Raw genomic sequence first — 19,657 nt, 5'->3', positions numbered from 1 at the left:
ATCTAGTGCCAAAGATTTATTGCAGGTTTCCAAAGCTCACTGCAGAGAGCCAATCGCCGTAGAAGATGCAGATGCCCGCCATTGCGGCCATCGCGCTAAGCAGCCAGAAACGGGTGACAACCGCGGTTTCGGCCCAGCCGCCGTTTTCAAAGTGGTGGTGAATGGGAGCCATGCGGAAAAAGCGCTTGCCCGTCGTGCGGAAGACCACGATCTGGATGACTACGGAGACCGTCTCGATAACAAAGATGGCGCCGATGACGATCATCAGCAGCTCGGTGCGGGTGGTCACAGACAGGCCGGCGACGAGGCCACCGAGCGCGAGCGAACCGGTATCGCCCATGAAGATCTTCGCCGGTGCGGCATTCCACCACAGGAAGCCGAGGCAGCCGCCCAGGCCCGCGGCGGCGAGAACCGCAAGATCCAAGGGATCGCGGACCTCGTAGCAGCCGGCGGCCGGGGCAATCGAGCACGAGTTGCGGAACTGCCAGAAGCTAATAAGCGTATAGGCGCCCATCACCATGGCCGTGGTACCTGCCGCCAGACCGTCGAGGCCATCGGTCAGGTTGACCGCATTCGACCACGCGGCGATGAGCAGGTACAAAAAGACCAAGAAGATGATCGTGCCAATAACGGCGCCGCCGACGGCGATATCGAAGGTGTCGAAATCGCGGACGAAGGACAGGTTAGTCGAGGCGGGGGTCAGCCCATTGGCATCCGGGAATTGTAGGGCGAGGATGCCGAAGATGAGCGCGATGGCCAGTTGGCCTACCAGCTTGGCTGTTTTATTAAGACCGAGGTTGCGCTTTTTAAACAGCTTGATGAAGTCATCGGCAAAACCTAGTCCGCCGAGTCCCATGGTCAAGAAGTAGACCAATAGCCCAGAGGGGCTAAATCCACCGTTGCCTGTCGCGCGGGCATAGATTCCCACGATGAGGTAGGCCACGGTGATGGCCAGCAGGATCGCCAGTCCGCCCATCGTCGGGGTGCCCCGCTTGCGCAGGTGGAGCTGCGGGCCGTCTTCGCGGATTTCTTGGCCTTTTCCGACGCCAGAAAAATACCGAACCAAAACTGGGGTGGTAAAAATCGCGACGAGGAAACTAACGACGCCCGCGATAATGATCTGAGTCATTGCTAGAGATCTTTCTCCTTGAGATAGGGACTAACGGCGATTGAGCTGTTCTGCCACGCGCCACAGGCGCTGGGCATTCGAGGATTTCACGAGGACGACGTCCTTGGCCGCGCGCGCGGACCAGTCCTCCACCCCAGCAGGGGCTACCCGCAAGATATTTTCCACGGCCGCGGTCGCGGCCTCGATATCGGGGCAAAGTTCAGTCTGGATGCCGTGCGCGTGCGCGGCATCCACCATGGCGACGGTATGGGCACCTTCTCCTACCGCGACGAGATGATCCACGTGGTACTTCGAGAGCACTGATCCTAGGATGCGGTGGGCTTCGACGGCCTCGCCGCCAAGCTCGCCCATCTCACCGAGCACCGCGATGGAGCGGGCATCGGGCCGGGCCGCGGAGGTATAGGCCAAGGCGGCAATCGCCGCGTGCATCGAATCCGGGTTGGCATTATAGGAATCATCGATGACGGTGACGCCATCGTGGCGGGTGCGCACGTCCATGCGGTGCGCCGAGCTCGTCTGGTGGCCACTCAGCGCTCGGGCGACGAGCGCAGGTTCCACGCCCGATTCGATGGCCGCTGCGGCCGCGGCCAAGGCGTTGGAGACCTGGTGCTTGCCAAAGACCTGCAGTTTGATCTCCATCGGCGCGACGTCGGGGGCGTGGAAGGTAAAGGACGGGCGGGCGACATCGTCAAGCTCGATGTCTGTTGCGTAGTACTGCGCATCCGCGGCTTGCGGGCGATTGGCGGAATAAAATACCACCTTGGCCTGCGTGCGCGGCGCCATAGAAGCCACGAAGGGATCGTCCGCATTCAGCACCGCTACCCCGCCGTCTGCTGCGGAGGGCAGGGCCTCAATGAGCTCGCCCTTAGCTTGAGCGATATTTTCGCGCGAGCCAAACTCACCCAGGTGGGCGGTGCCTACGTTGAGCACCACGCCCACCGTAGGGGCCGTAATTTCGGTCAAGTGGCGAATATGGCCAATCCCGCGTGCGGACATCTCCGCCACGAGGAAGCGCGTATGCTCATCGCAGCGCAGGGCGGTATAGGGAAGGCCCACCTCGTTATTGAAGGAGCCGGGCGGGGCGACGGTTTCGCCCTCGGCGCGGAAGATGGTGGCCAGCAAATCCTTGGTAGAGGTCTTGCCCGCAGAGCCGGTAACGCCGACGATATCCAGGCCCTGTTCCGCGGCGAGGCGGGAGGTCACCTCCCGCGCGAGATCGGATAATGCCCCAATCACAGCGGCGGCGGAGCCATCCTCATCGTTGGCATAAATATCGGCATTGGCGGCGTTACCGGTCACGCGGCCTTGGGGCTTGACGATGATCGCCGGTACCCCCACCGGCCGAGCGGCCAGCACGGCCACGGCGCCTTGCTCTATGGCTTTTTCTGCAAAATCATGGCCATCGACGCGGGCACCGGGCAGGGCTACAAACAAGCTGCCGGTGGTGACCTTGCGCGAATCAAACTCCACGAAGCCGGTCACGCGTTCATCGGGATCATCAACGCCATCCAGGCTACCGCCGGTTATCGCGGCGATATCTCCAATAGAAAGTGGAATCATTACTACTCCTTCGTATCCCTAAGAGTATCGCGATGCGTCGTTCCTGCCAGCTTTTCCTCAATGGCGCGCGCCATTTCCTCTCGGTCATCAAAGTACAGCGTGCGCTCGCCGACGAGCTGGCCTACCTCATGGCCCTTGCCGACGACGATGATGGCATCGCCCGGCTCCGCCCAATCCACCACTTCATCGATGGCGCGTGCGCGCGAGCCCTGCTCCCGAATATCGGCGTCCGGTGCGGCCTGGCGAGCGCCTTCAATGACCGCCGCGCGGATTGCGGCTGGGTCCTCGGTGCGCGGGTTATCATCGGTCACCACCGTAAGATCCGCCCGGGTGGCCGCAGCCTCTCCCATAATCGGGCGCTTGGTGCTATCGCGGTCACCGCCGGCGCCCACGACGACGCCGACGCGACCGGTAGTGCCCTCCAATTGCAGGCGCAGGGTATCGAGCACCGCCGCGATGGCCGCGGGCTTGTGGGCATAATCCACCACGGCCACGAAGTCCTGACCGCGGTCGATCCTTTCCATGCGCCCCGGAACGGCGACGTTTTCCACGCCGGTCAAAAAGACCTGCGGGTCTTCGCCCACCGCAGTAGCCATCCCTAGGGCGAGCGCGGCATTGGCGATATTGAATTCGCCGGGCAGCGGCAGCCGGAAGGAATAGTCGGTGCCGTCTAGGTTGAGGTCAACCTCCTGTGCACCGGTCGCCTCGGTAGCCGTCTGCCGGGCGGAGATCGTGGCATCGCCTGTACGCGTTGCCACCGTCGTAACCGGAGAACCGGCGTCTTCTATCTTTCCGCGGAGGCGCTCGCCCCACTCATCATCAACACAGATGACCGCGCGCTGGGCGGCCTGCTCCCCTAGGAATAGCCGGGACTTGGCCGAAAAGTACTCCTCCATCGTGGGATGGAAATCCAAGTGGTCTTGGCTGAGGTTGCTGAACCCAGCCACAGCAAAGTTGGTTCCACGCACGCGGCCGAGCTCCAAAGCATGGGAGGAGACCTCCATGACCACGTGGGTCACGCCCTCGTCCTTCATGCGGGCGAAAAGCTCTTGCAGCCGTGGGGCTTCCGGCGTGGTCAAAGAGGTGGGCACCGGCGTGCGATTGATGCGGGTGCCGGTGGTTCCGATAAGGCCGACGGAGTGCCCGGCCTGCAAGAGGCCAGCCTCCAGCAAGTAACTAGTCGTGGTCTTGCCGGAGGTGCCGGTAATACCCAAGACCGTGAGATCACGGGTGGGGTGTCCGTAGATTTCTGCTGCAATCGGACCTAAGACTGCGCGGATATCGTCTACCACGATGATCGGCCGGGTTTCGTTAGCCTGGCGAAGGTGATCGAGCCCGGGGGCATCGGTAAGCACCGCGCCCGCCTTGGTATCGCCGACGAACTGGGCGCCGTGCACGCGCGTGCCCGGAAGGGCGGCAAATAATGCGCCTTCGGGAAGGCTCGCGGAATCCAAGCCGCACGCGCTGACCTCAACAGTGCCATCACCGATGACGCGTCCGTGCGAAAGCTGCGCAAGTTTTTCTAAGGAAACAGACATTTCAAGCTCCTATTGTTCCCGCAGGGTCATCCGCGGCGCTGGTGTCGAGGTAGGAATATTATCGCGGTTAAGCAGCCAGGAAGAGATATCCCGGAAGATTGGGGCCGCAGACTGGCCGCCGCCGCCATTGTCTTCCACGCCGGACTTGGGCTCATCGAGCATGACCGCGACGACGAATCGTGGGTCATCGGCAGGCGCAATGCCCGCAAACGTGATCCAGTAGGCAGAATTAGAATACGCCCCGGAATTCGGGTCCACCTTCTGCGCGGTACCGGTCTTACCGGAGAGCTGGTAGCCATCCAATTGGGCGTTGGCGGCCGTACCGTTTTGCACCCCGGCATCGTCATCTTGGAAGACGGCGCGGAACATATCCACCGCAGTCTTGGCGGTTTCCTTGTCCACTACCTGGGTCTTCTTAGGCTCGAGCAGCTTTTCCGTCTCGCCATCGGGGTCTTTGATCTCGTCGATGATGCGCGGTTCGATACGCTCGCCGCCGTTGGCTAATGCTTGATACACGCTAGCCATCTGCAGCGTCGTCCACGCCTGGCCCTGGCCGATGGGCAAGTTGGCAAAGGTGCCGCCGGACCATTGCTCTTGGTCTGGCACCGTGCCGGCGGATTCATTCGGAAGCTCAACGCCCGTGTTAGCGCCCAAGCCAAACTTCTTCAGGTACTCGGCATATTTCTCGGGGCCAAGCTTATCCGCGATCATCAAGGTGCCCACGTTGGAGGACTTACCAAAGATGCCGGTGGTGGTATACGGCTCGGTGCCGTGAGTCCAGGCATCGTTGACGGTCACGCCAGCCATATCGATGGAGCCCGGAACCTGGTGCACCTCATCCGGAGTGGTAATACCCTCCTGCAATGCGGCTGCCGCCGTCACTATCTTGGCAACGGAACCCGGCTCATAGGGATGGGAGATGCTGCGGTTCTCGAAATCCTTGCCCTCTTTAAGCTGGTCTTCGATATTCTTATTCGGATCCACCGTATCGGTATTAGCCATGGCGAGCACCTGGCCCGTCGCGGCATCAAGCACAACGGCCTCGGCACCCTCCGCCTGGGAATTGGCCTTGGCCTTTTCCAGCTTTTGCTGGACGTAAGTCTGCAGGTCCAAATCCAGGGTGAGGGTGACATCGCGACCATCGACGGCATCCACAACATCGCGCAGCGTGCCGGGGATGACCTGCCCATCGGCGGAGACATCCTCCGTTGACTGCCCATCAATGCCGGTCAGCTCGGTATCGCGGGCGGCCTCAAAGCCAAATTGTCCGTGGCCGTCCATCGAGACCTTGCCCACGACGTTTTCTGCAATCGCCCCATTCGGGTACTGGCGGATGTCCTGCCGGTCAGCCGCCACGCCGTGGTACTTATTGGAAATCTCTACGGCAACATCCGGGTCCACATTGCGGACCAAGACCTCGTACTGCGTATCGGCCTTGAGCTTGTTTTTAATATCGCTCGCATCGACCTTGGAGGCAGAGGCACCCGAATCCTCAATCATCTTCGGGATGCCCTCAGCCATCTCCTTGAGTTTGTCCTCCATTTGTTTGGTGAGGTACTCATCTTTTTTGCTGTCATCCATGCCCTCGAGTTTCCCCTCGGACGTGGCTTCCATTTCCGCCTGCTCTTTCAGCTCATCGCGCAGGCGCGTGGGAGAGACAGTCAAGGAACGAGACTTCATCGTATAGGCCAAACGCTGGCCATCCCGGTCCAGGATCTCTCCCCGGCGGGCCGGGTCGATATAGACGCGTTCGCGCTGGGTAACGGCCTTTGCCGCAAGATCTGGGCCCCAGACCAATTGCACCCAAGCAAGGCGGCCGGCCAAAGCGACGGTGGCGACGACAACACAGGTCAAAATAATGCGCAGGCGCTGGCGCATGATCGCTTTTTGGGGCACAACAGAGCTAGCTGCGCGGCGCGGCCGCGGACGGTATCCACGGTTGCCACCATTATTCGGTGCAGTCACGGTGCTCAGTCACCTTCCCTTCGCCGCCACAGGTTCTTGCGTGTATCGATTGTGCCCTACAAGATGGGCAGTGCCCGCGCTACCACGCGCGAGCACAGAGAATTTCACCACTTATTCTGTCCGTTTAATCGGCCTGACTGGTGTACGGCGCGCGGGCGGGAAGGTTGGGGCGATTATCGCTGGCGTCATCGCGATTATCGTCGTTATCGCTGCCGCGGTGCTCATCCCGATCCTCGTCCGCATCATTACCGCGGGCATGTTGCTGTTGTCCGCGCGGCACAGCGTTGAGGGAATCAGACATTCCCTCCGTATCCTTCGGGTCGCTCGAGGCTTGGCCCGGGCGGATGGGTTCACCGTTGACATCGATAAGCTTTTCCGTATCCGGAGTGCCTTCGCGCTTGGCGATGATCTCGCCATCCCCGCCTACTTCAGTCACGCCGGGTTGCTTCGGCACGGCCATGCCCAATTCATCCGCGCGGCGGGCAATATCAGCCGAGGAGCTTAAGTTTTCTGCGTCCCGGTTCAGCGATTCAATCTGGTTATCCAACTGCGACTCCTGCACCGTCAGCTGCTGGATTTTAAACGTCTGCGAGGTGGACAAACCAGATAGCCACATGGCCAGCACTACCCCGCCAATGAGCAAGGTAACGGCCAAGACGGCAACGCGGGCAAATGCGTTATTCTGCTTCGTCTGTTGCTGCAGCCGCCGGCCGCGGAAGCTGACGACCTGCTTCGAACCAAGCCGGTTCGCTCCGCGGTGCGGAACCCGGGTACGGCTAGGGGCCGTCCGGCGCGCCGTTTTCCCGGTAGCTCTAGGGGCGGTGCGCTCGCGCACAGCGGTAGGCGCTCCCGTATCGATTCCGGTGGTGAAGTCTCGGCTGGCGCCCATGCTGCGAGTGGCCTCTCTGTCGCGGCTGTCCGTCAAGTGCTGGTTTCGGCGTGGGATGGTGCTCATTTGTTGCCTCCCGGGGGTAAAAATTCTGGCGTGCCTTCGAGCCGTTCTAGAGCCCGCACGCGCACCGACGCGGCGCGGGAATTTTCTTCTACTTCCGCCGCAGATGCTTTTTCGGCCCCACGGGTAACCGTGGCGAACTCCGGCGCTGTGCCCGGCAGGTCCATCGGTAGACCGGCAGGCGTGGTGGACGTAGATAGCTCCTTGAATGCTGCCTTTACGAGGCGGTCTTCTAAGGACTGGTAGCTCATAAAGACCGCGCGCGCCCCAATGGAAAGCGCACTGGTGATTACGGGAAGCACATTTTCAATGGCTTCCAACTCGCGGTTTACCTCTATCCGCAGCGCTTGGAACGTGCGCTTTGCCGGGTGCCCGCCCGTGCGGCGTGTTGCCGCCGGGATGGTCGAGTATAAAAGCTCAACCAAGCGGCCCGAGGTGCTAAACGGTTCCTTCTCTCGCTCCTTGAGCACGGCGGAGGCAATCTTGCCCGCAAAGCGCTCGTCACCATAGGTCTTGAGAATCCGCGCCAAATCCCCGTGCGAATACGTATTGAGCACGTCAGCAGCGGTAAGCCCGTGGCTCGGATCCATCCGCATATCCAGCGGCGCGTCCGTCTTATAGGCAAAGCCGCGCTCGGCCTGATCCAGCTGCATGGAAGAAACACCCAAATCGAAGAGGGCTCCCGCAATACCGTGGGTGCGGGCAGTGTCAAAGATGCCGCCCTCGCCCTGGGCAATGGCGGTACCGAGCTCATCGAAGCGAGCATTAACCGTGCAAAAACGCGGGCCGAAGGGCTCTAGCCTGGCCGAAGCATTGCGCAATGCCTGCTCATCGCGGTCCACACCGATAACGCGCGCCTGCGGATAGGTCTGGAGGAAGTACTCGCTGTGGCCGCCGGCACCCAGGGTGGCATCGACAAGCACAGCCTGCGAGCCCGCAGCCTCCACTCCGGGGCGCAGGAGCTCTGCCATGCGCTCGCGCATGACCGGCACATGGCCGTGGTTATCCGCCACATCGTAATTAAGGTCAGTTGTAGTCATTACTCCCCGCGTCCCCCTTTCTTATTTCCGCTGTGCAGGACTTCCTATCGTGGAAAGCACGACGAGTGCATATAGGGCCCTGTCCGAGGCAGGTTTCTGATATCGGGGAAGTACACCAGAATCATCCGCCTCGGACAGAGTCCTTACACGCACTCGAGATGCGGGCTTTTACAGCAAGCCCGCAAGTACGTCATCGGCATCTGCTGCCGAATACGCATCTTCAGTTTGCGATTGATACTCAGCCCACGCGGCTGCATCCCAAATTTCGAGGAAATCTACTGAGCCAACCACCACGCACTCTTTGGACAAGCCCGCGTACTCACGGTGGCCTGCGGACAAGGTGATGCGACCATGCCCGTCGGGCCGCTGTTCGTCCGCACTTGCCGCCAAGTTACGAATGAAAGCGCGCGCTTCCGGGTTGGTTCGAGAAACCGCCGCAGCCTTCCGTGCGCGTTCGGCGAACTCTTCGCGCGGGTACACGGCCAAAGAATGGTCCTGCCCCTTGGTAACCATCAGGCCACCGGCGAGCTCGTCGCGAAATTTTGCAGGAAGCGTTAAGCGCCCTTTGTCATCAAGCTTCGGAGTGTAGGTTCCGAGAAACATCCCGGCGTCCACCTTCCTCACTCGACAACTCCGGATTCCCTCACGTCAGAAGAGAGTTTTTCAACCCCATTCCTCCGCTGCGCCCCACTCTACCCCACTTTCCCCCACATGCCCCACTTAAATCGCCATATTCTTAATAAATCAAAAAATATGTGCAGTTAAAAGGGTGTTTTTACGGTGGGGAGAAATCCCGCGCCCCACCTTGACAACCTCGAAAATCCACCCCTTTAGCCCCACTTATAACATCCAGATCGCCCCACCTCATATGCCACTTACAGCGCAATGCCTGCATATTGGTCCTGCTACCACCCTCTGCTACCCACAATCCCCCACCGCGCCACGGTTTTGGTCAGAAGGTGGGGCAAAGTGGGAAATTTTGGTAAGGCGTAAAAAATCCCCAGCCACCCTTCTTGGTGACTGGGGAAATGAAGAGTTCGCGGCTAGCTTTCCTCAAAGCGCCGACGGAAGTTTTCTTCCAGCTTGCTGCCTACCCCATTGTTACGAGACGACGCTGCCTTCTTTGACCTCCCATTGGTGGACTTTTTCTTTCCTGCGCTAGCGGGCTGGTCACCGCGGAGCATCCACACGCCAGCGGCGAACATGACGAGGAACCCGGCGATGGACAGCGCAATAAACCACAAGCTTTGCTGCGCCAAGGCCACGCCGCCAACAAGCATGCACAGACCAACCACGATGAGCGCGACCCCACGTAGGGTAACTGCGCCGCCGGATCCGCCGATCGAGGTAGATTCAGACACAGAAGCGCCAAATTTAGGATCGTCCGCTAATAACGATTCCTCTATTTCACGGAGCGTGCGTTGCTCCTGCTCAGAAAGAGACACTTTTCCTCCAACTAGGGACTGGGCTTCGGCCGATATATCTTCTACCAATACTAACGTCCAGAGTAACCAGTATGTTCCCCAAAAGGTAGTTATTCCCCTCAACAGTGATTATGGCGCCGCTATGCTGCTGCTATGCCGCAAAGGATCCCAGAATCGTCTCGGTTTCACTCTCATCTAAAAATTGCGCCGCCTGCTCCATTAGCCCGTAGACATACTCCTCATCCGGAGTTGCATCCAAGCCAGATGCAACTCGGGCACGGGTACGAGAGTAGGACTTAAAAGCCTCGGCCCACTGCTTTTCCTCGGCCCCGACCAGAGCCAAGCGGTCCCAGGCGCTCGTTGGCAGGCGCCGGCGGCGAGAAACCACCGACACCGCTACCCGTGCGCCAGCCGTACGCAATGCAGACTGATAGGCCACCTCCAACGCCTGATCAAAGCGGCCATCCGCCGCGTAGCTTCTCGCCTGATCTAATAACTCGCGAGCCTGGAAAAGAAAGTGGGCCCGCTTTGCGCCCTGCTTGCCAGCGAAGCGACCGGTAGAGCGGGACTGCGTTGCCGAAATAATTTGTGCCATTGTTTTTCTCCTGTACTGCGCTAATAACTAACCGTGTTCGATTGCCGTTGACTTTAAGTAGCCAACCGGACATCTACCCCCTATTCTAGTTCACCTGTTCGAATTACTCAAGAGTTTTACCAGTCATAACTGCCTACACACCGAACAAAATTCGAAAACCTTGAGGGATCTATGGAATAACCCCGCCCCACCCTCTTCCGCCGGTAGCCACACGTATCTGGTGTGATAGATACCGTGAGTTTCGAAATCCGCCGCTTAACCCCGCAAGAGTTCTCTGTGCTGGCTCCCCAACTCGTGGAGATCTACATCGAGGCCATGGGATATGACCCGGTCACGTTTTCGCGCAGCGTGGACAATTGGCGAGCGGATTCCATGCGGCCCGGGTTTACAGCGCTTATCGCTGCGCATGACAACGGCGTCGTGGGAGTGGCCTATGGATTTTTGGGCTCACCAGATACTTGGTGGGATTCCGAGCTGCGCCGCGCCCTGCGCCGCAATGGCGGGCCAACGGAGCCCGAATGGGGCATGCTGCGCAGCTACTTTGAGGTGGCCGAAGTACACGTGCTGCCTTCCTTTCAAGGACACGGTTTAGGCAGGCAGCTACTAAAAGGGCTGCTGTGGAATATCCCTGCCCAATATGCTTTATTATCAACACCGGAAGCACCACAGGAAGCCAACGGGGCTTTTCGCCTCTATCGGTCTGTGGGCTTCTTTGATGTCGTGCGCCATCATCGCTACCCGGCAGATCCCCGGCCCTTTGCCATTTTGGGAGTGGGCCTGCCGCTATAAACCTGCGTTATTTCTTCTCGGCTCTAGGCGGTATCGTGTGAAAGTGTGACTATGACGAGTATTCCTGAGCTTGCGAATATCCCCGGCGCGGTGCGCGAAAAACTGGCCATCTTCTTGGACCAGCGCCGGGATCACGTGGCAGAAATCGGCGCCCCGGTCAGTACCGCCATGAGCTTTTTGGAATCATTCGTCCTCGATGGCGGAAAAAGGGTGCGCCCCATGTATGCGTGGGCGGGGTACCTCGCAGCAGGCCGAGGTTCGGAACCGCCTGAGGCGATGCTGCGCGCGGCATCCTCGCTGGAGTTCATCCAAGCCTGCGCGCTTATCCACGATGACATTATTGACGCGTCGAATACCCGGCGCGGGAAACCAACGGTGCATCGGGAAGCAGAGCGCCTCCACCGGGAATCCCATTTCTTAGGGGATCCGGAATTCTTTGGCACGTCCGTGGCCATCTTGGTGGGCGATTTTGCGCTTGTCTATGCCGAGGATATGTTCCAAGATTCCGGGCTCAGCCCAGAGGCTTTGCAGCGTGCGCGCGAGCCCTGGCGGGGAATGCGCACCGAGGTTTTGGGCGGCCAATTGCTCGATATTTCCCTCGAGGCAGCCGGTTCCGAATCGGTGGCGCTGAGCAATTCCGTCAACCGCTATAAAACCGCCGCATATACCATCGAGCGGCCCCTGCATTTGGGCGCTGCCATCGCGGGGGCAAGCGAGGAATTAATCTCGGCTTTCCGCGGCTATGGGCACGATATCGGCATCGCCTATCAGCTGCGCGATGATCAGCTGGGGGTCTTTGGGGATCCTGCCATTACGGGCAAGCCCGCCGGCGACGATCTGCGAGAGGGCAAGCGCACGGAGCTTCTCGCCCTAGCGCTACAGCGCGCTGATGAACGCGACCCCAGCGCCGCCGCTACCCTGCGGAACTTCATTGGCCGCACCTCCGATACCCAAGACCTGCTGCGCCTGTCCCAAATCATTGCGGATTCTGGCGCCCCCGATGAGATTGAGCGCCGCATAACCGCGTTGACGGAATCCGGCTTGGCTCATCTGCGTGCGGCGAACGTGGATCCGCAGATCACGGAAACTCTAGAGCACCTGGCCATTCAGGCAACGACGCGCCAAAAGTAGGAATCACCGTGGCCAAAACCTACTCCTTGCCAGTCCCCCGCGCGCTCCCGCTGGGCCTCGTGGCCTCGTGCGTTCTTCTTTTCTCGTCCTTTTCTGGCGGCTCGACCCGCAATCGCGGCGGCGTGCTCGAAGCACTCAATATCGGCTTTTTATCGTACGGGCACGGGCGCAACCTCGGGTTGGTGCTGTATTGGGTGGGCATCTTCCTCCTCGCCGCCGCCTGGGTCCTTGCCGGGCGCATGATTATTCGCCGGCAGCTTAAAGACCCGCGCCCGGAGGGAGGGGTGCGCGAGCTACGACGCATCCTTATCGCTTGGGTCACCCCATTGCTTTTCGCCGGCCCCATGGCTTCCCGGGACGTGTATTCCTACCTCATGCAGGGCGCCATGGTCCGCGATGGGTTCGACCCTTATACCGAGGGTGCCGCCATCAACCCCGGCCCCTTCCTGCTCGAGGTGTCCCAAGACTGGCGCAATACCACCACCCCGTACGGTCCGCTGCACCTGTGGATTGGCAAGATCGTCACCACCGTCGTGGGCGATAACGTCACCGCCGGAATCATAATCTATAAGTTGCTTTCGCTTTCAGGTTTCGTCCTCATTGCCTGGACGGTGCCGCGTATCGCACGAAAGCTCGGCGCGGATCCTGCAGTCGCACTGTGGATCGGCGTTGCCAACCCGGTCATCATCTTGCACCTCATCGGCGGCATGCACAATGAATCCCTCATGGTCGGCTTGGTGTGCTTGGGGCTTTTGGCGGCGCTGCACCAGCGCTTCCACGCCGCGCTCTTGCTAGTCGGCACCGCGGTGGCGATGAAGGCGACCGCAATTTTTGCCGCCCCCTTCATCGTCTGGCTGATGCTGCACCGCTACGCGCCTAAAGGTTCTACGTCGGTACGCACGGCGGTGGTCTTCGTCTGCTCAGGGCTCATCGCTGCCGTGGAAATCATCGCGTCCGTGGCGCTTATTACCTGGGCCTCCGGCACATCATGGGGCTGGCTATCCCAGGTAAGCGGCAACTCTAAGGTGATTAACCCCTTGGCTGGCCCAACATTGGCCGCAGACATCATCGTCCCCGCGGTCCACATTTTTGACCCGGACGCCTCCTATAACGCCATCTTGGGCGTCCTGCGCACGATCGCAATGGTGTGCATGCTTATCGGGTTGGTCATCGTGTGGTGGCTGAGCCGGCATACGACTCGGGATGCGATTATGGGCACCGCGGCGGCCTACCAGGTTGCCTTCGTCTTTAACTCGGTGACCCTGCCGTGGTACTACGCCTCCATCTTTACGCTCATGGGCACCTTCCGCCCGCCGTTGTGGCTGCTGAAGTTTACCTCTGGTGTAGCGTTATTTATCAGCTTGAGCTTTTCCGGCGATGGCAACCACCAGCTCTATAACTGGTTCTGGGTCATTGGCGTCATCGTTTTGTCCTGGTCCGCAACGCAGTGGATGTTCGATGGCGTGAGCCAAAAAGGCCCTCAGCTCCCCAAGCGCTGGGCTAAAAAGCAGACGCCTGAGCCCGCCGAATAACCTCGCGCGCCAGGTGCCCATGCAGGGCATCGATGGGCCGGCCTGGCAGGGAGTCATCTGCGGTAAATAGGTGGCGCAGGATCTCTTCGTCGTCATAGCCGCCATCGGTAAGCACGGTGATAACGCCCGTGACGTGCTTGGCGATGCTCCCCTTGTCGTTGAAGAATGCCAGCGGCACGCGCTTGCCTTCGGGCGAGTCCCAGACAATGAATTTGCGATCCTGGAGCAGGTCATAGGCGCGCGTGATGGGAAGACCTAGCTTGTCTGCCACCTGCTGCATGCTGAGCAGCTCTTCGCCGGCCAATAAGGAATTCAGGGAATTTTCTGCATTAGTCACGCCACCTACTTTAACGCGGCCTAGGGGATCGGCCATACTGGGAGGTATGACTAGGTTGGAAATTGGTGACGTGTTGGAAGACCGTTACCGCATCGATCGCCCCATCGCCCGCGGCGGTATGTCTACCGTCTATCGCTGCGTGGATATGCGCTTGGGCCGCCAAGTGGCCGCAAAGGTCATGGATGAGCGCTATGACGATGACCCGGTTTTTATCAAGCGCTTTTCCCGCGAGGCCCGCGCGATGGCGCGGTTGCAGCACCCCAACCTTGTGGCCATTCATGATTTTTCCGCCGATGGCGAGCCCATTTACCTCATCATGGAGCTTATCGATGGCGGCACTTTGCGAGAGCTGCTTGCCGAAGGCGGCCCCCTTACCGTTCCTGCCGCATTATCGACGCTGCGCAGCGTGCTCCAAGGCTTGACCGAGGTGCACTCCACGGGGCTTATCCACCGCGATATTAAGCCGGATAACGTGCTCATTACCTCGCATCACCGGGTGAAATTGGGCGATTTCGGCTTGGTGCGTGCGAGGAATGCGCAGGCGACCTCGAATATGATCGTCGGCACTGTCTCGTATTTGGCGCCGGAACAGGTCACCGGTGAAGATATACCCCCCGCCACCGACGTGTATTCGGCCGGCATTGTGCTTTTTGAGCTCTTGACCGGGACCGTGCCCTTCTCTGGGGATACCCCGATCGCGCACGCCACCGCGCGCCTATACGCGGATGTTCCCGCCCCATCCACGCGCGCTGAGGGCGTGCCTAAGCTTGTCGATGCCCTCGTGGCCACCGCCACTGCCCGCGATCCCCGCGAGCGCTTTGCCGATGCCGGGGAGTTTCTCGATGCCATCGAGGATATCTGCCGAGAGTTGGATCTACCCACGGTCACCATCCCAGTCCCCCGCAACGCCGCTGCCGCGCGCACCGCACAAACACCCACTGACTATTCCGGCATCGGCGCCACGGATGTATTTGAGCCCACGCGGACAATCCCGCAGGGCGCCACCGAGCATTTAGACGGCGGGCCCACCGAGGTTATTCCTCCCGAGCCCGAGCCGGATCCGCCGCAGCCAGACTTTGAAACGCGCCTCGATGTACCCCAGGCGCCCGTCGACGATTCCCCCGAGCCGCCGCTGGCTCCTGCTCCAGCACCGACCCCAGCCCCAGCGCCTGTCCCCGGACCTGCGCCCGCTACGGGTGCGGGAGCAGCAGCACATTCTCCCGCGCATCCTCCGGCACAGGCGGCAGAAGAAGAACCCGCCGAACGGCCGCTAACCAATCGCCATCCTGCCTCACTGCTGGTCTTTCTCCTCGCAGTGGTGGTGGCAACCGGTGCGGTCGCTATCAGCGGGTGGTGGTTTGGTTCCTCCTATTACGAAGGAACCCCTTCCCTCTGGGTCTAGTCGGGGCTAGTTTCGCAGCATCTCCGCGATGAGGAACGAAAGCTCGAGGGACTGCTGCGTATTCAGGCGCGGATCCACGGCGGATTCGTAGCGGCCCGGCAAATCCAGGTCAGTGATGTCCTCGGCACCGCCGAGGCATTCCGTGACGTCTTCGCCGGTGAACTCGAGGTGCACGCCGCCCGGGTGGGTGCCCAAATCGCGGTGTACCTCGAAGAAGCCCTGCACCTCGTCGACGATCTTGTCGAAGTGACGGGTCTTGTACCCGTTGGACGAGGTAAAGGTATTGCCGTGCATGGGGTCGGACTGCCACACTACGGTGTGCCCGGAGTCTTCGACGGCCTTGATGATGGGTGGCAAGACGCTGCGGACCTTGTCGTGCCCCATGCGGGAGATGATGGTCAGGCGGCCAGGCTCGCGGTTGGGATCTAGCTTTTCGGCGTATTCCACGGCTTGCTCCGGGGTAGCGCCCGGTCCGAGCTTGATGCCCACCGGGTTGCCGATCATGGCGGCGAAATTAACGTGGAAGTCATCCAGCCCACGGGTGCGCTCACCAATCCACACTTGGTGCGCGGACAGGTCATAGAGCTTGGTATCACCATTATCGTCTTGGCCCAAGCGCAGCATGGAACGCTCATAATCCTTCAGCAGCGCCTCGTGCGAACAGTAAATCTCTGCCGAGTGCAGTGTGGAATCCTGCACGCCGCAAGCATTCATGAACTTCAGGCCATTTTCGATCTCGCGGGCCAGATCCTGGTAGCGGGCACCCGCGCGCGATTTGCGGACGAACTCGCGGTTCCATTCGTGCAGGCGGTAGAGATCCGCGGTGCCGGAGGAGGTCAAAGAGCGTACCAAATTCATGGCCGCCGAAGAGTTAGCGTAGGCGCGGATCATGCGGGCCGGGTCATGACGGCGCTCCTCATCGGTGGGTTCCACGCCATTGACAATATCCCCGCGGTAATTCAACAAGCCATTGGCGTCCGTATCCGAAGAACGCGGCTTCGCATACTGCCCAGCAATGCGCCCCAGCTTCACCACTGGAACGGACGCGCCATAGGTCAAAACGACGGCCATCTGCAGCAAGGTCTTAACGTTGCCGCGAATATGCGGCTCGGTATTCGATTCAAAGGTCTCGGCGCAATCGCCGCCTTGCAGCAGGAAGGCGTTGCCTAATGCGACATCGGCAAGCTGCCGCTTGAGCTTCTCAATCTCTGGGGCAACCACGATGGGCGGCACCGACTCGAGAATCTTGCGCACGTTATCGGCTTGGGTGGGATCCCAACTGGGCTGTTGCTTTGCGTCACGCTTGATGACGTCCTGGAAGACCTCCTCAATGCCCTCTGGCAAGGGTGGAAGATCGGGCAGAACACTTTGCGGAATATCTACTGTCCAACTCACTCTTCCATTTAACCATTTACTGCCTGTCGCTTGGTAGTTAACTGCTAGAAATTGATTCTATTACCCTTGGACAAGGGCAAGACCTCGGTGCAGGCGCGGAATTTGGCGAGGTTATGGCGGGCATCGACAAGCGCATCGTGATTGCCCTTAGGCACGGCCGGCAAGCTGGGGCGGTCGGCGAACTCCCACAGCTGCTTCAGCTCGCGGGTATAGCGCGGCAGGCGCTTGGGCAAGCTTGCCATATCGCCCCACAGCTGTGCCAAGACCACGTGGTCATACGCGCCGACCCAAGCCCATAATTCAATGGGCGTAGAGCTGCGCGTTAGAAACTCCAGGATTTCCGTGCGGATGGTGCGCGCAGGCTTCCATGCGGAATCCTGGGGGCTGGGCAGCTTAGCCAACACGTTTTCCTTGACCCAAGAATTGGCCTTAGACGGGTCAAAATCCGTGGATACGGCATAATATTCACTTCCGTTCTCACCGACGATGCCGATGGAGACCAATTCAATGGTCTTGCCATCCTCGATAAATTCGGTGTCATAGAAGTAACGCACGTTGTACAAGCCTAGCGCTGCGGCGATGGGCGCGGGAAATTGGCCCCACGATCGCGCCGCTGTAAAATTTTGCAGGTGAGCCGAACCGATAATAAATCCCTGTGGACCACCGCCCTCCCCCTAATCCTGTCAGCGCTTGCCGCCCTGTGGTGGATTATCGATATTCCTGCCTTATTCTCCGGTGATTTTCGCGCCTTTTACCACATTGACCTCGATGTTTACCGCGAAGGCGGGGCCGGATTCGGCAGCGACCTTTATAACCGCGACTATTTCGTAGGCACCGACCGCAACGTCTCTCTCCCATTTACCTACCCACCGTTTGCGGCCCTGCTCTTCGCCCCGCTCCAGTGGATCCCCCTCACCGCTGCCGCCGTGGTGATCACGGTCCTCTCCGTGCTCGCCTTGTGGGTCTGCATTGCGCTGGTATTGCGTACCCTCAACTGCCAACAATGGGCGGCGTGGTGGCTTTTTGCCGCCATGCTGGCCGAGCCAATTACGCAGACCTTTAGCTTTGGCCAAATCAATATCCTGCTCACCGCACTCGTGGTCATTGATTTGCTATGGGTGAAAAAGGCCCGCGGCATCCTGACCGGCATCGCCATCGCCATCAAGCTCACCCCGGCGGTCTTTTTGGCTGTCTTCTTCGTCCGACGCGAATGGAAGGCCTTCTTTACCACCCTGGGTTCCTTCGTGGCCGCCGGCCTCATCGCCTTTGTTGCCAATCCGCATAGCTCGATTGAGTATTGGACCTCTACCCTGCGCGATTCCGAGCGCATCGGCGGCCTAGCCTATAGCGCCAACCAATCCTTGCGCGGCTTGTTTACCCGCCTCAGCCCCAATAACGCAGAAACCCTGTGGCTCGTTGGCGTCATCGTCGTCATCGCGATCGTGTGGTTTGCCATGGAGCGCCTGTCTCACGGTAACCAGGTTGTGCTCATGCTCCTGGCAGCCTCCGTATCGCTGCTGTGCTCCCCCGTATCGTGGTCGCACCACTTCACCTGGCTGGTATTAGTGGGCATCTACCTAGTGGCCAGCCGCCGCTGGATCCTCGCCGCTCTCACCTGGCTGGCGCTTTTCGCCCGCGGCCACTGGCAGGTTCCGCATACCGAGGACCAAGAGCTGGATTGGACGTGGTGGCAGCACATCGTTGGCAATGACTACGTCATCATCACCGTGTTGTTGGTTGCTTGTTCGCTACCATTGGCTCTACGGCGGGGCGGCGCCGATCGATCCGCGGCGGAACCAGCGTCCAGCCAAGGATAGGGACCTTCCCCAGCGCCCACAGCGCCAGGGAAGAAATGGCCGTAAAGATAAAGCACATGGCGATCCAGAACCACGTATTTTCCAGCGGCCACGACCCAGCCAAAGACACAGCATAGTCATGATGCGCCATGTAGTACCCATAGCCCACGGTCAAGCCGATGGGGTGCGAGAGATAAATCGGCAGCGTGTGCCGGCCGACGAACTTCACGCCTTCTGCAATCCACGGAATGTGGCTAATGAGCACGGCCCCAATAATGCCCGCGGGCACCTCTAGCACCTGTTCCACAAAGCGCACTAACAGGTTTATATCTCCCCAACCCAAAAAGTCCGCGCCCAACAGGGGCCAGTTAAAAGCAATGTCTGCTTCGTTGCCGTCCCACGCGTGGCGCAGGGCCAGGCCTGCACAATAAGCGCCGATGGCCGCGGCATACGCTCCAACACTGCGCACGGTCCACGAGCCGTGGAATACTTCTTCTGCCGCGGCCGCAAAACGGGTAATCGGCTCCCGCAGATAGGCTGCACCGACGAAGATGGGAAGGAACATAATGGCCTTGCCAATAAACTGAAACTGTTCCTGCCAGGCAATAAAAATAACGGGGGTAAAGCTCAGCCCGATGCCTGCCCACGCAGGCAATTTGCGCACGCACCACAGAAATAGGTTGAACAAAATGAGCGCGTGGATAAACCACGCCATCGTATGGCCAAGTAAAAGATTTTGCAGCATCTCGGTCATACCCATGGAGGAGTCACCGAAAACCCACTGGTATTCCAGCTGTTTGGTCATATGCTCCACGGACATCCACACCAAATAAGGAATGAGGAAAAACCAGAGCCGGCGGGTAAATAACTCCGCGAAACTGTAACGAAAGACTTTATAAGAGAAGTAGCCGGAGACCAGAAAGAACAGGGGAAGGCGCAGGGGGTCGAGATAGGTATTGAGACTTGCTAGCCACGTTTGTTCGGCTCCTGGCACCTTCAGCGTGATGTGTAGGAGCACCACGCCGATGATAGAAATTCCTTTTGCGGTATCCGGCCACGCTAAGCGGGCCTG

Annotated in this window: 18 protein-coding genes; 5 read left to right on the top strand and 13 right to left on the bottom strand. The window is 59.8% G+C overall.

Annotated features, from left to right (window positions below; all coding sequences use genetic code 11):
- Nucleotides 1-16: 16 nt before the first annotated feature.
- The 9 genes from mraY to ABRP84_RS02980 all read right to left on the bottom strand — a co-directional run bounded on the left by mraY (nt 17) and on the right by ABRP84_RS02980 (nt 10,203).
- Entirely contained in the window at nt 17-1,129 is a 1,113-nt protein-coding gene (gene mraY / locus ABRP84_RS03020) for a phospho-N-acetylmuramoyl-pentapeptide-transferase (RefSeq protein WP_349852676.1), read from the bottom strand.
- Between the two features lie 30 nt (nt 1,130-1,159).
- Nucleotides 1,160-2,689 carry a UDP-N-acetylmuramoyl-tripeptide--D-alanyl-D-alanine ligase gene (locus ABRP84_RS03015; protein WP_349852675.1) on the bottom strand — a complete coding sequence of 510 codons (1,530 nt, stop codon included), beginning with the start codon at nt 2,687-2,689 and terminating at the stop codon, nt 1,160-1,162.
- A gap of 2 nt (nt 2,690-2,691) precedes the next feature.
- Nucleotides 2,692-4,227: a UDP-N-acetylmuramoyl-L-alanyl-D-glutamate--2,6-diaminopimelate ligase gene (locus ABRP84_RS03010; protein WP_349852674.1), complete on the bottom strand. Its 1,536-nt coding sequence runs from the start codon at nt 4,225-4,227 to the stop codon at nt 2,692-2,694.
- 9 nt (nt 4,228-4,236) lie between these two features.
- Nucleotides 4,237-6,105, bottom strand: a complete 1,869-nt coding sequence (locus tag ABRP84_RS03005) for a peptidoglycan D,D-transpeptidase FtsI family protein (protein ID WP_349852786.1) — start codon at nt 6,103-6,105, stop codon at nt 4,237-4,239.
- 211 nt (nt 6,106-6,316) lie between these two features.
- On the bottom strand, nt 6,317-7,147 hold the full coding sequence (ftsL, locus tag ABRP84_RS03000; protein ID WP_349852673.1) for a cell division protein FtsL: 831 nt from the start codon (nt 7,145-7,147) through the stop codon (nt 6,317-6,319).
- Complete coding sequence (gene rsmH / locus ABRP84_RS02995) at nt 7,144-8,184, bottom strand: 16S rRNA (cytosine(1402)-N(4))-methyltransferase RsmH (protein WP_349852672.1); 1,041 nt, start codon at nt 8,182-8,184, stop codon at nt 7,144-7,146. Before rsmH ends, ftsL begins: the two co-directional genes overlap by 4 nt.
- 168 nt (nt 8,185-8,352) lie before the next feature.
- Nucleotides 8,353-8,787 (bottom strand): division/cell wall cluster transcriptional repressor MraZ, encoded by a 435-nt coding sequence (gene mraZ / locus ABRP84_RS02990; RefSeq protein ID WP_034654127.1) that lies wholly within the window; start codon nt 8,785-8,787, stop codon nt 8,353-8,355.
- Between the two features lie 440 nt (nt 8,788-9,227).
- Nucleotides 9,228-9,629: a DUF3040 domain-containing protein gene (locus ABRP84_RS02985; RefSeq protein WP_349852671.1), complete on the bottom strand. Its 402-nt coding sequence runs from the start codon at nt 9,627-9,629 to the stop codon at nt 9,228-9,230.
- Nucleotides 9,630-9,759: 130 nt separating this feature from the next.
- On the bottom strand, nt 9,760-10,203 hold the full coding sequence (locus tag ABRP84_RS02980; RefSeq protein ID WP_349852670.1) for an SAV_6107 family HEPN domain-containing protein: 444 nt from the start codon (nt 10,201-10,203) through the stop codon (nt 9,760-9,762).
- A 234-nt stretch (nt 10,204-10,437) separates the two neighbouring features.
- On the opposite strand from ABRP84_RS02980, the gene ABRP84_RS02975 reads away from it, so the two are divergent.
- Genes ABRP84_RS02975 through ABRP84_RS02965 form a run of 3 tightly spaced genes read left to right on the top strand, consistent with a single transcriptional unit; the run spans nt 10,438 to nt 13,655 of the window.
- Nucleotides 10,438-10,992, top strand: coding sequence for a GNAT family N-acetyltransferase (locus ABRP84_RS02975; RefSeq protein WP_284630917.1), 555 nt, complete (start codon nt 10,438-10,440; stop codon nt 10,990-10,992).
- A 51-nt stretch (nt 10,993-11,043) separates the two neighbouring features.
- On the top strand, nt 11,044-12,123 hold the full coding sequence (locus ABRP84_RS02970) for a polyprenyl synthetase family protein (RefSeq protein ID WP_349852669.1): 1,080 nt from the start codon (nt 11,044-11,046) through the stop codon (nt 12,121-12,123).
- A gap of 8 nt (nt 12,124-12,131) precedes the next feature.
- Nucleotides 12,132-13,655: an alpha-(1->6)-mannopyranosyltransferase A gene (locus ABRP84_RS02965; RefSeq protein WP_349852668.1), complete on the top strand. Its 1,524-nt coding sequence runs from the start codon at nt 12,132-12,134 to the stop codon at nt 13,653-13,655.
- Here ABRP84_RS02965 and ABRP84_RS02960 read toward each other — a convergent pair.
- A complete protein-coding gene (locus ABRP84_RS02960; RefSeq protein WP_005278391.1) occupies nt 13,624-14,028 on the bottom strand; it encodes an Rv2175c family DNA-binding protein in 405 nt (134 codons plus the stop codon). The genes ABRP84_RS02965 and ABRP84_RS02960 overlap by 32 nt on opposite strands.
- A gap of 10 nt (nt 14,029-14,038) precedes the next feature.
- Here ABRP84_RS02960 and ABRP84_RS02955 point away from each other — a divergent pair, with 10 nt between their 5' ends.
- Complete coding sequence (locus tag ABRP84_RS02955; protein WP_349852667.1) at nt 14,039-15,394, top strand: serine/threonine-protein kinase; 1,356 nt, start codon at nt 14,039-14,041, stop codon at nt 15,392-15,394.
- A 6-nt stretch (nt 15,395-15,400) separates the two neighbouring features.
- On the opposite strand, the gene ABRP84_RS02950 is transcribed toward ABRP84_RS02955, so the two are convergent.
- Complete coding sequence (locus tag ABRP84_RS02950) at nt 15,401-16,789, bottom strand: class II 3-deoxy-7-phosphoheptulonate synthase (protein WP_349852666.1); 1,389 nt, start codon at nt 16,787-16,789, stop codon at nt 15,401-15,403.
- Between the two features lie 44 nt (nt 16,790-16,833).
- Complete coding sequence (locus ABRP84_RS02945) at nt 16,834-17,343, bottom strand: polyadenylate-specific 3'-exoribonuclease AS (protein WP_349852665.1); 510 nt, start codon at nt 17,341-17,343, stop codon at nt 16,834-16,836.
- Between the two features lie 75 nt (nt 17,344-17,418).
- Between ABRP84_RS02945 and ABRP84_RS02940 the strand changes: the two genes are divergently transcribed.
- Nucleotides 17,419-18,606 (top strand): glycosyltransferase 87 family protein, encoded by a 1,188-nt coding sequence (locus ABRP84_RS02940; protein WP_349852664.1) that lies wholly within the window; start codon nt 17,419-17,421, stop codon nt 18,604-18,606.
- Here the strand turns inward: ABRP84_RS02940 and ABRP84_RS02935 are convergent.
- Nucleotides 18,512-19,606: an acyltransferase family protein gene (locus ABRP84_RS02935; RefSeq protein WP_349852663.1), complete on the bottom strand. Its 1,095-nt coding sequence runs from the start codon at nt 19,604-19,606 to the stop codon at nt 18,512-18,514. The genes ABRP84_RS02940 and ABRP84_RS02935 overlap by 95 nt on opposite strands.
- Nucleotides 19,607-19,657: the final 51 nt, after the last annotated feature.

The organism is Corynebacterium sp. KPL2861 (genome assembly GCF_040225475.1).
In the GTDB taxonomy this organism is placed as follows: domain Bacteria; phylum Actinomycetota; class Actinomycetes; order Mycobacteriales; family Mycobacteriaceae; genus Corynebacterium.
The sequence above is the reverse complement of the archived record's forward strand: the minus strand, read 5'-3'. Positions and strand labels throughout refer to the sequence as shown.

Bases quoted from the DNA above. Each gene is read 5' to 3' on its own strand.
- ftsL (WP_349852673.1), bottom strand. From the start codon at position 7,147: ATGAGCACCATCCCACGCCGAAACCAGCACTTGACGGACAGCCGCGAC.
- mraZ (WP_034654127.1), bottom strand. From the start codon at position 8,787: ATGTTTCTCGGAACCTACACTCCGAAGCTTGATGACAAAGGGCGCTTA.
- ABRP84_RS03015 (WP_349852675.1), bottom strand. From the start codon at position 2,689: ATGATTCCACTTTCTATTGGAGATATCGCCGCGATAACCGGCGGTAGC.
- ABRP84_RS03005 (WP_349852786.1), bottom strand. From the start codon at position 6,105: ATGCGCCAGCGCCTGCGCATTATTTTGACCTGTGTTGTCGTCGCCACC.
- rsmH (WP_349852672.1), bottom strand. From the start codon at position 8,184: ATGACTACAACTGACCTTAATTACGATGTGGCGGATAACCACGGCCAT.
- ABRP84_RS02970 (WP_349852669.1), top strand. From the start codon at position 11,044: ATGACGAGTATTCCTGAGCTTGCGAATATCCCCGGCGCGGTGCGCGAA.
- ABRP84_RS02955 (WP_349852667.1), top strand. From the start codon at position 14,039: ATGACTAGGTTGGAAATTGGTGACGTGTTGGAAGACCGTTACCGCATC.
- ABRP84_RS03010 (WP_349852674.1), bottom strand. From the start codon at position 4,227: ATGTCTGTTTCCTTAGAAAAACTTGCGCAGCTTTCGCACGGACGCGTC.
- ABRP84_RS02960 (WP_005278391.1), bottom strand. From the start codon at position 14,028: ATGGCCGATCCCCTAGGCCGCGTTAAAGTAGGTGGCGTGACTAATGCA.
- ABRP84_RS02980 (WP_349852670.1), bottom strand. From the start codon at position 10,203: ATGGCACAAATTATTTCGGCAACGCAGTCCCGCTCTACCGGTCGCTTC.
- mraY (WP_349852676.1), bottom strand. From the start codon at position 1,129: ATGACTCAGATCATTATCGCGGGCGTCGTTAGTTTCCTCGTCGCGATT.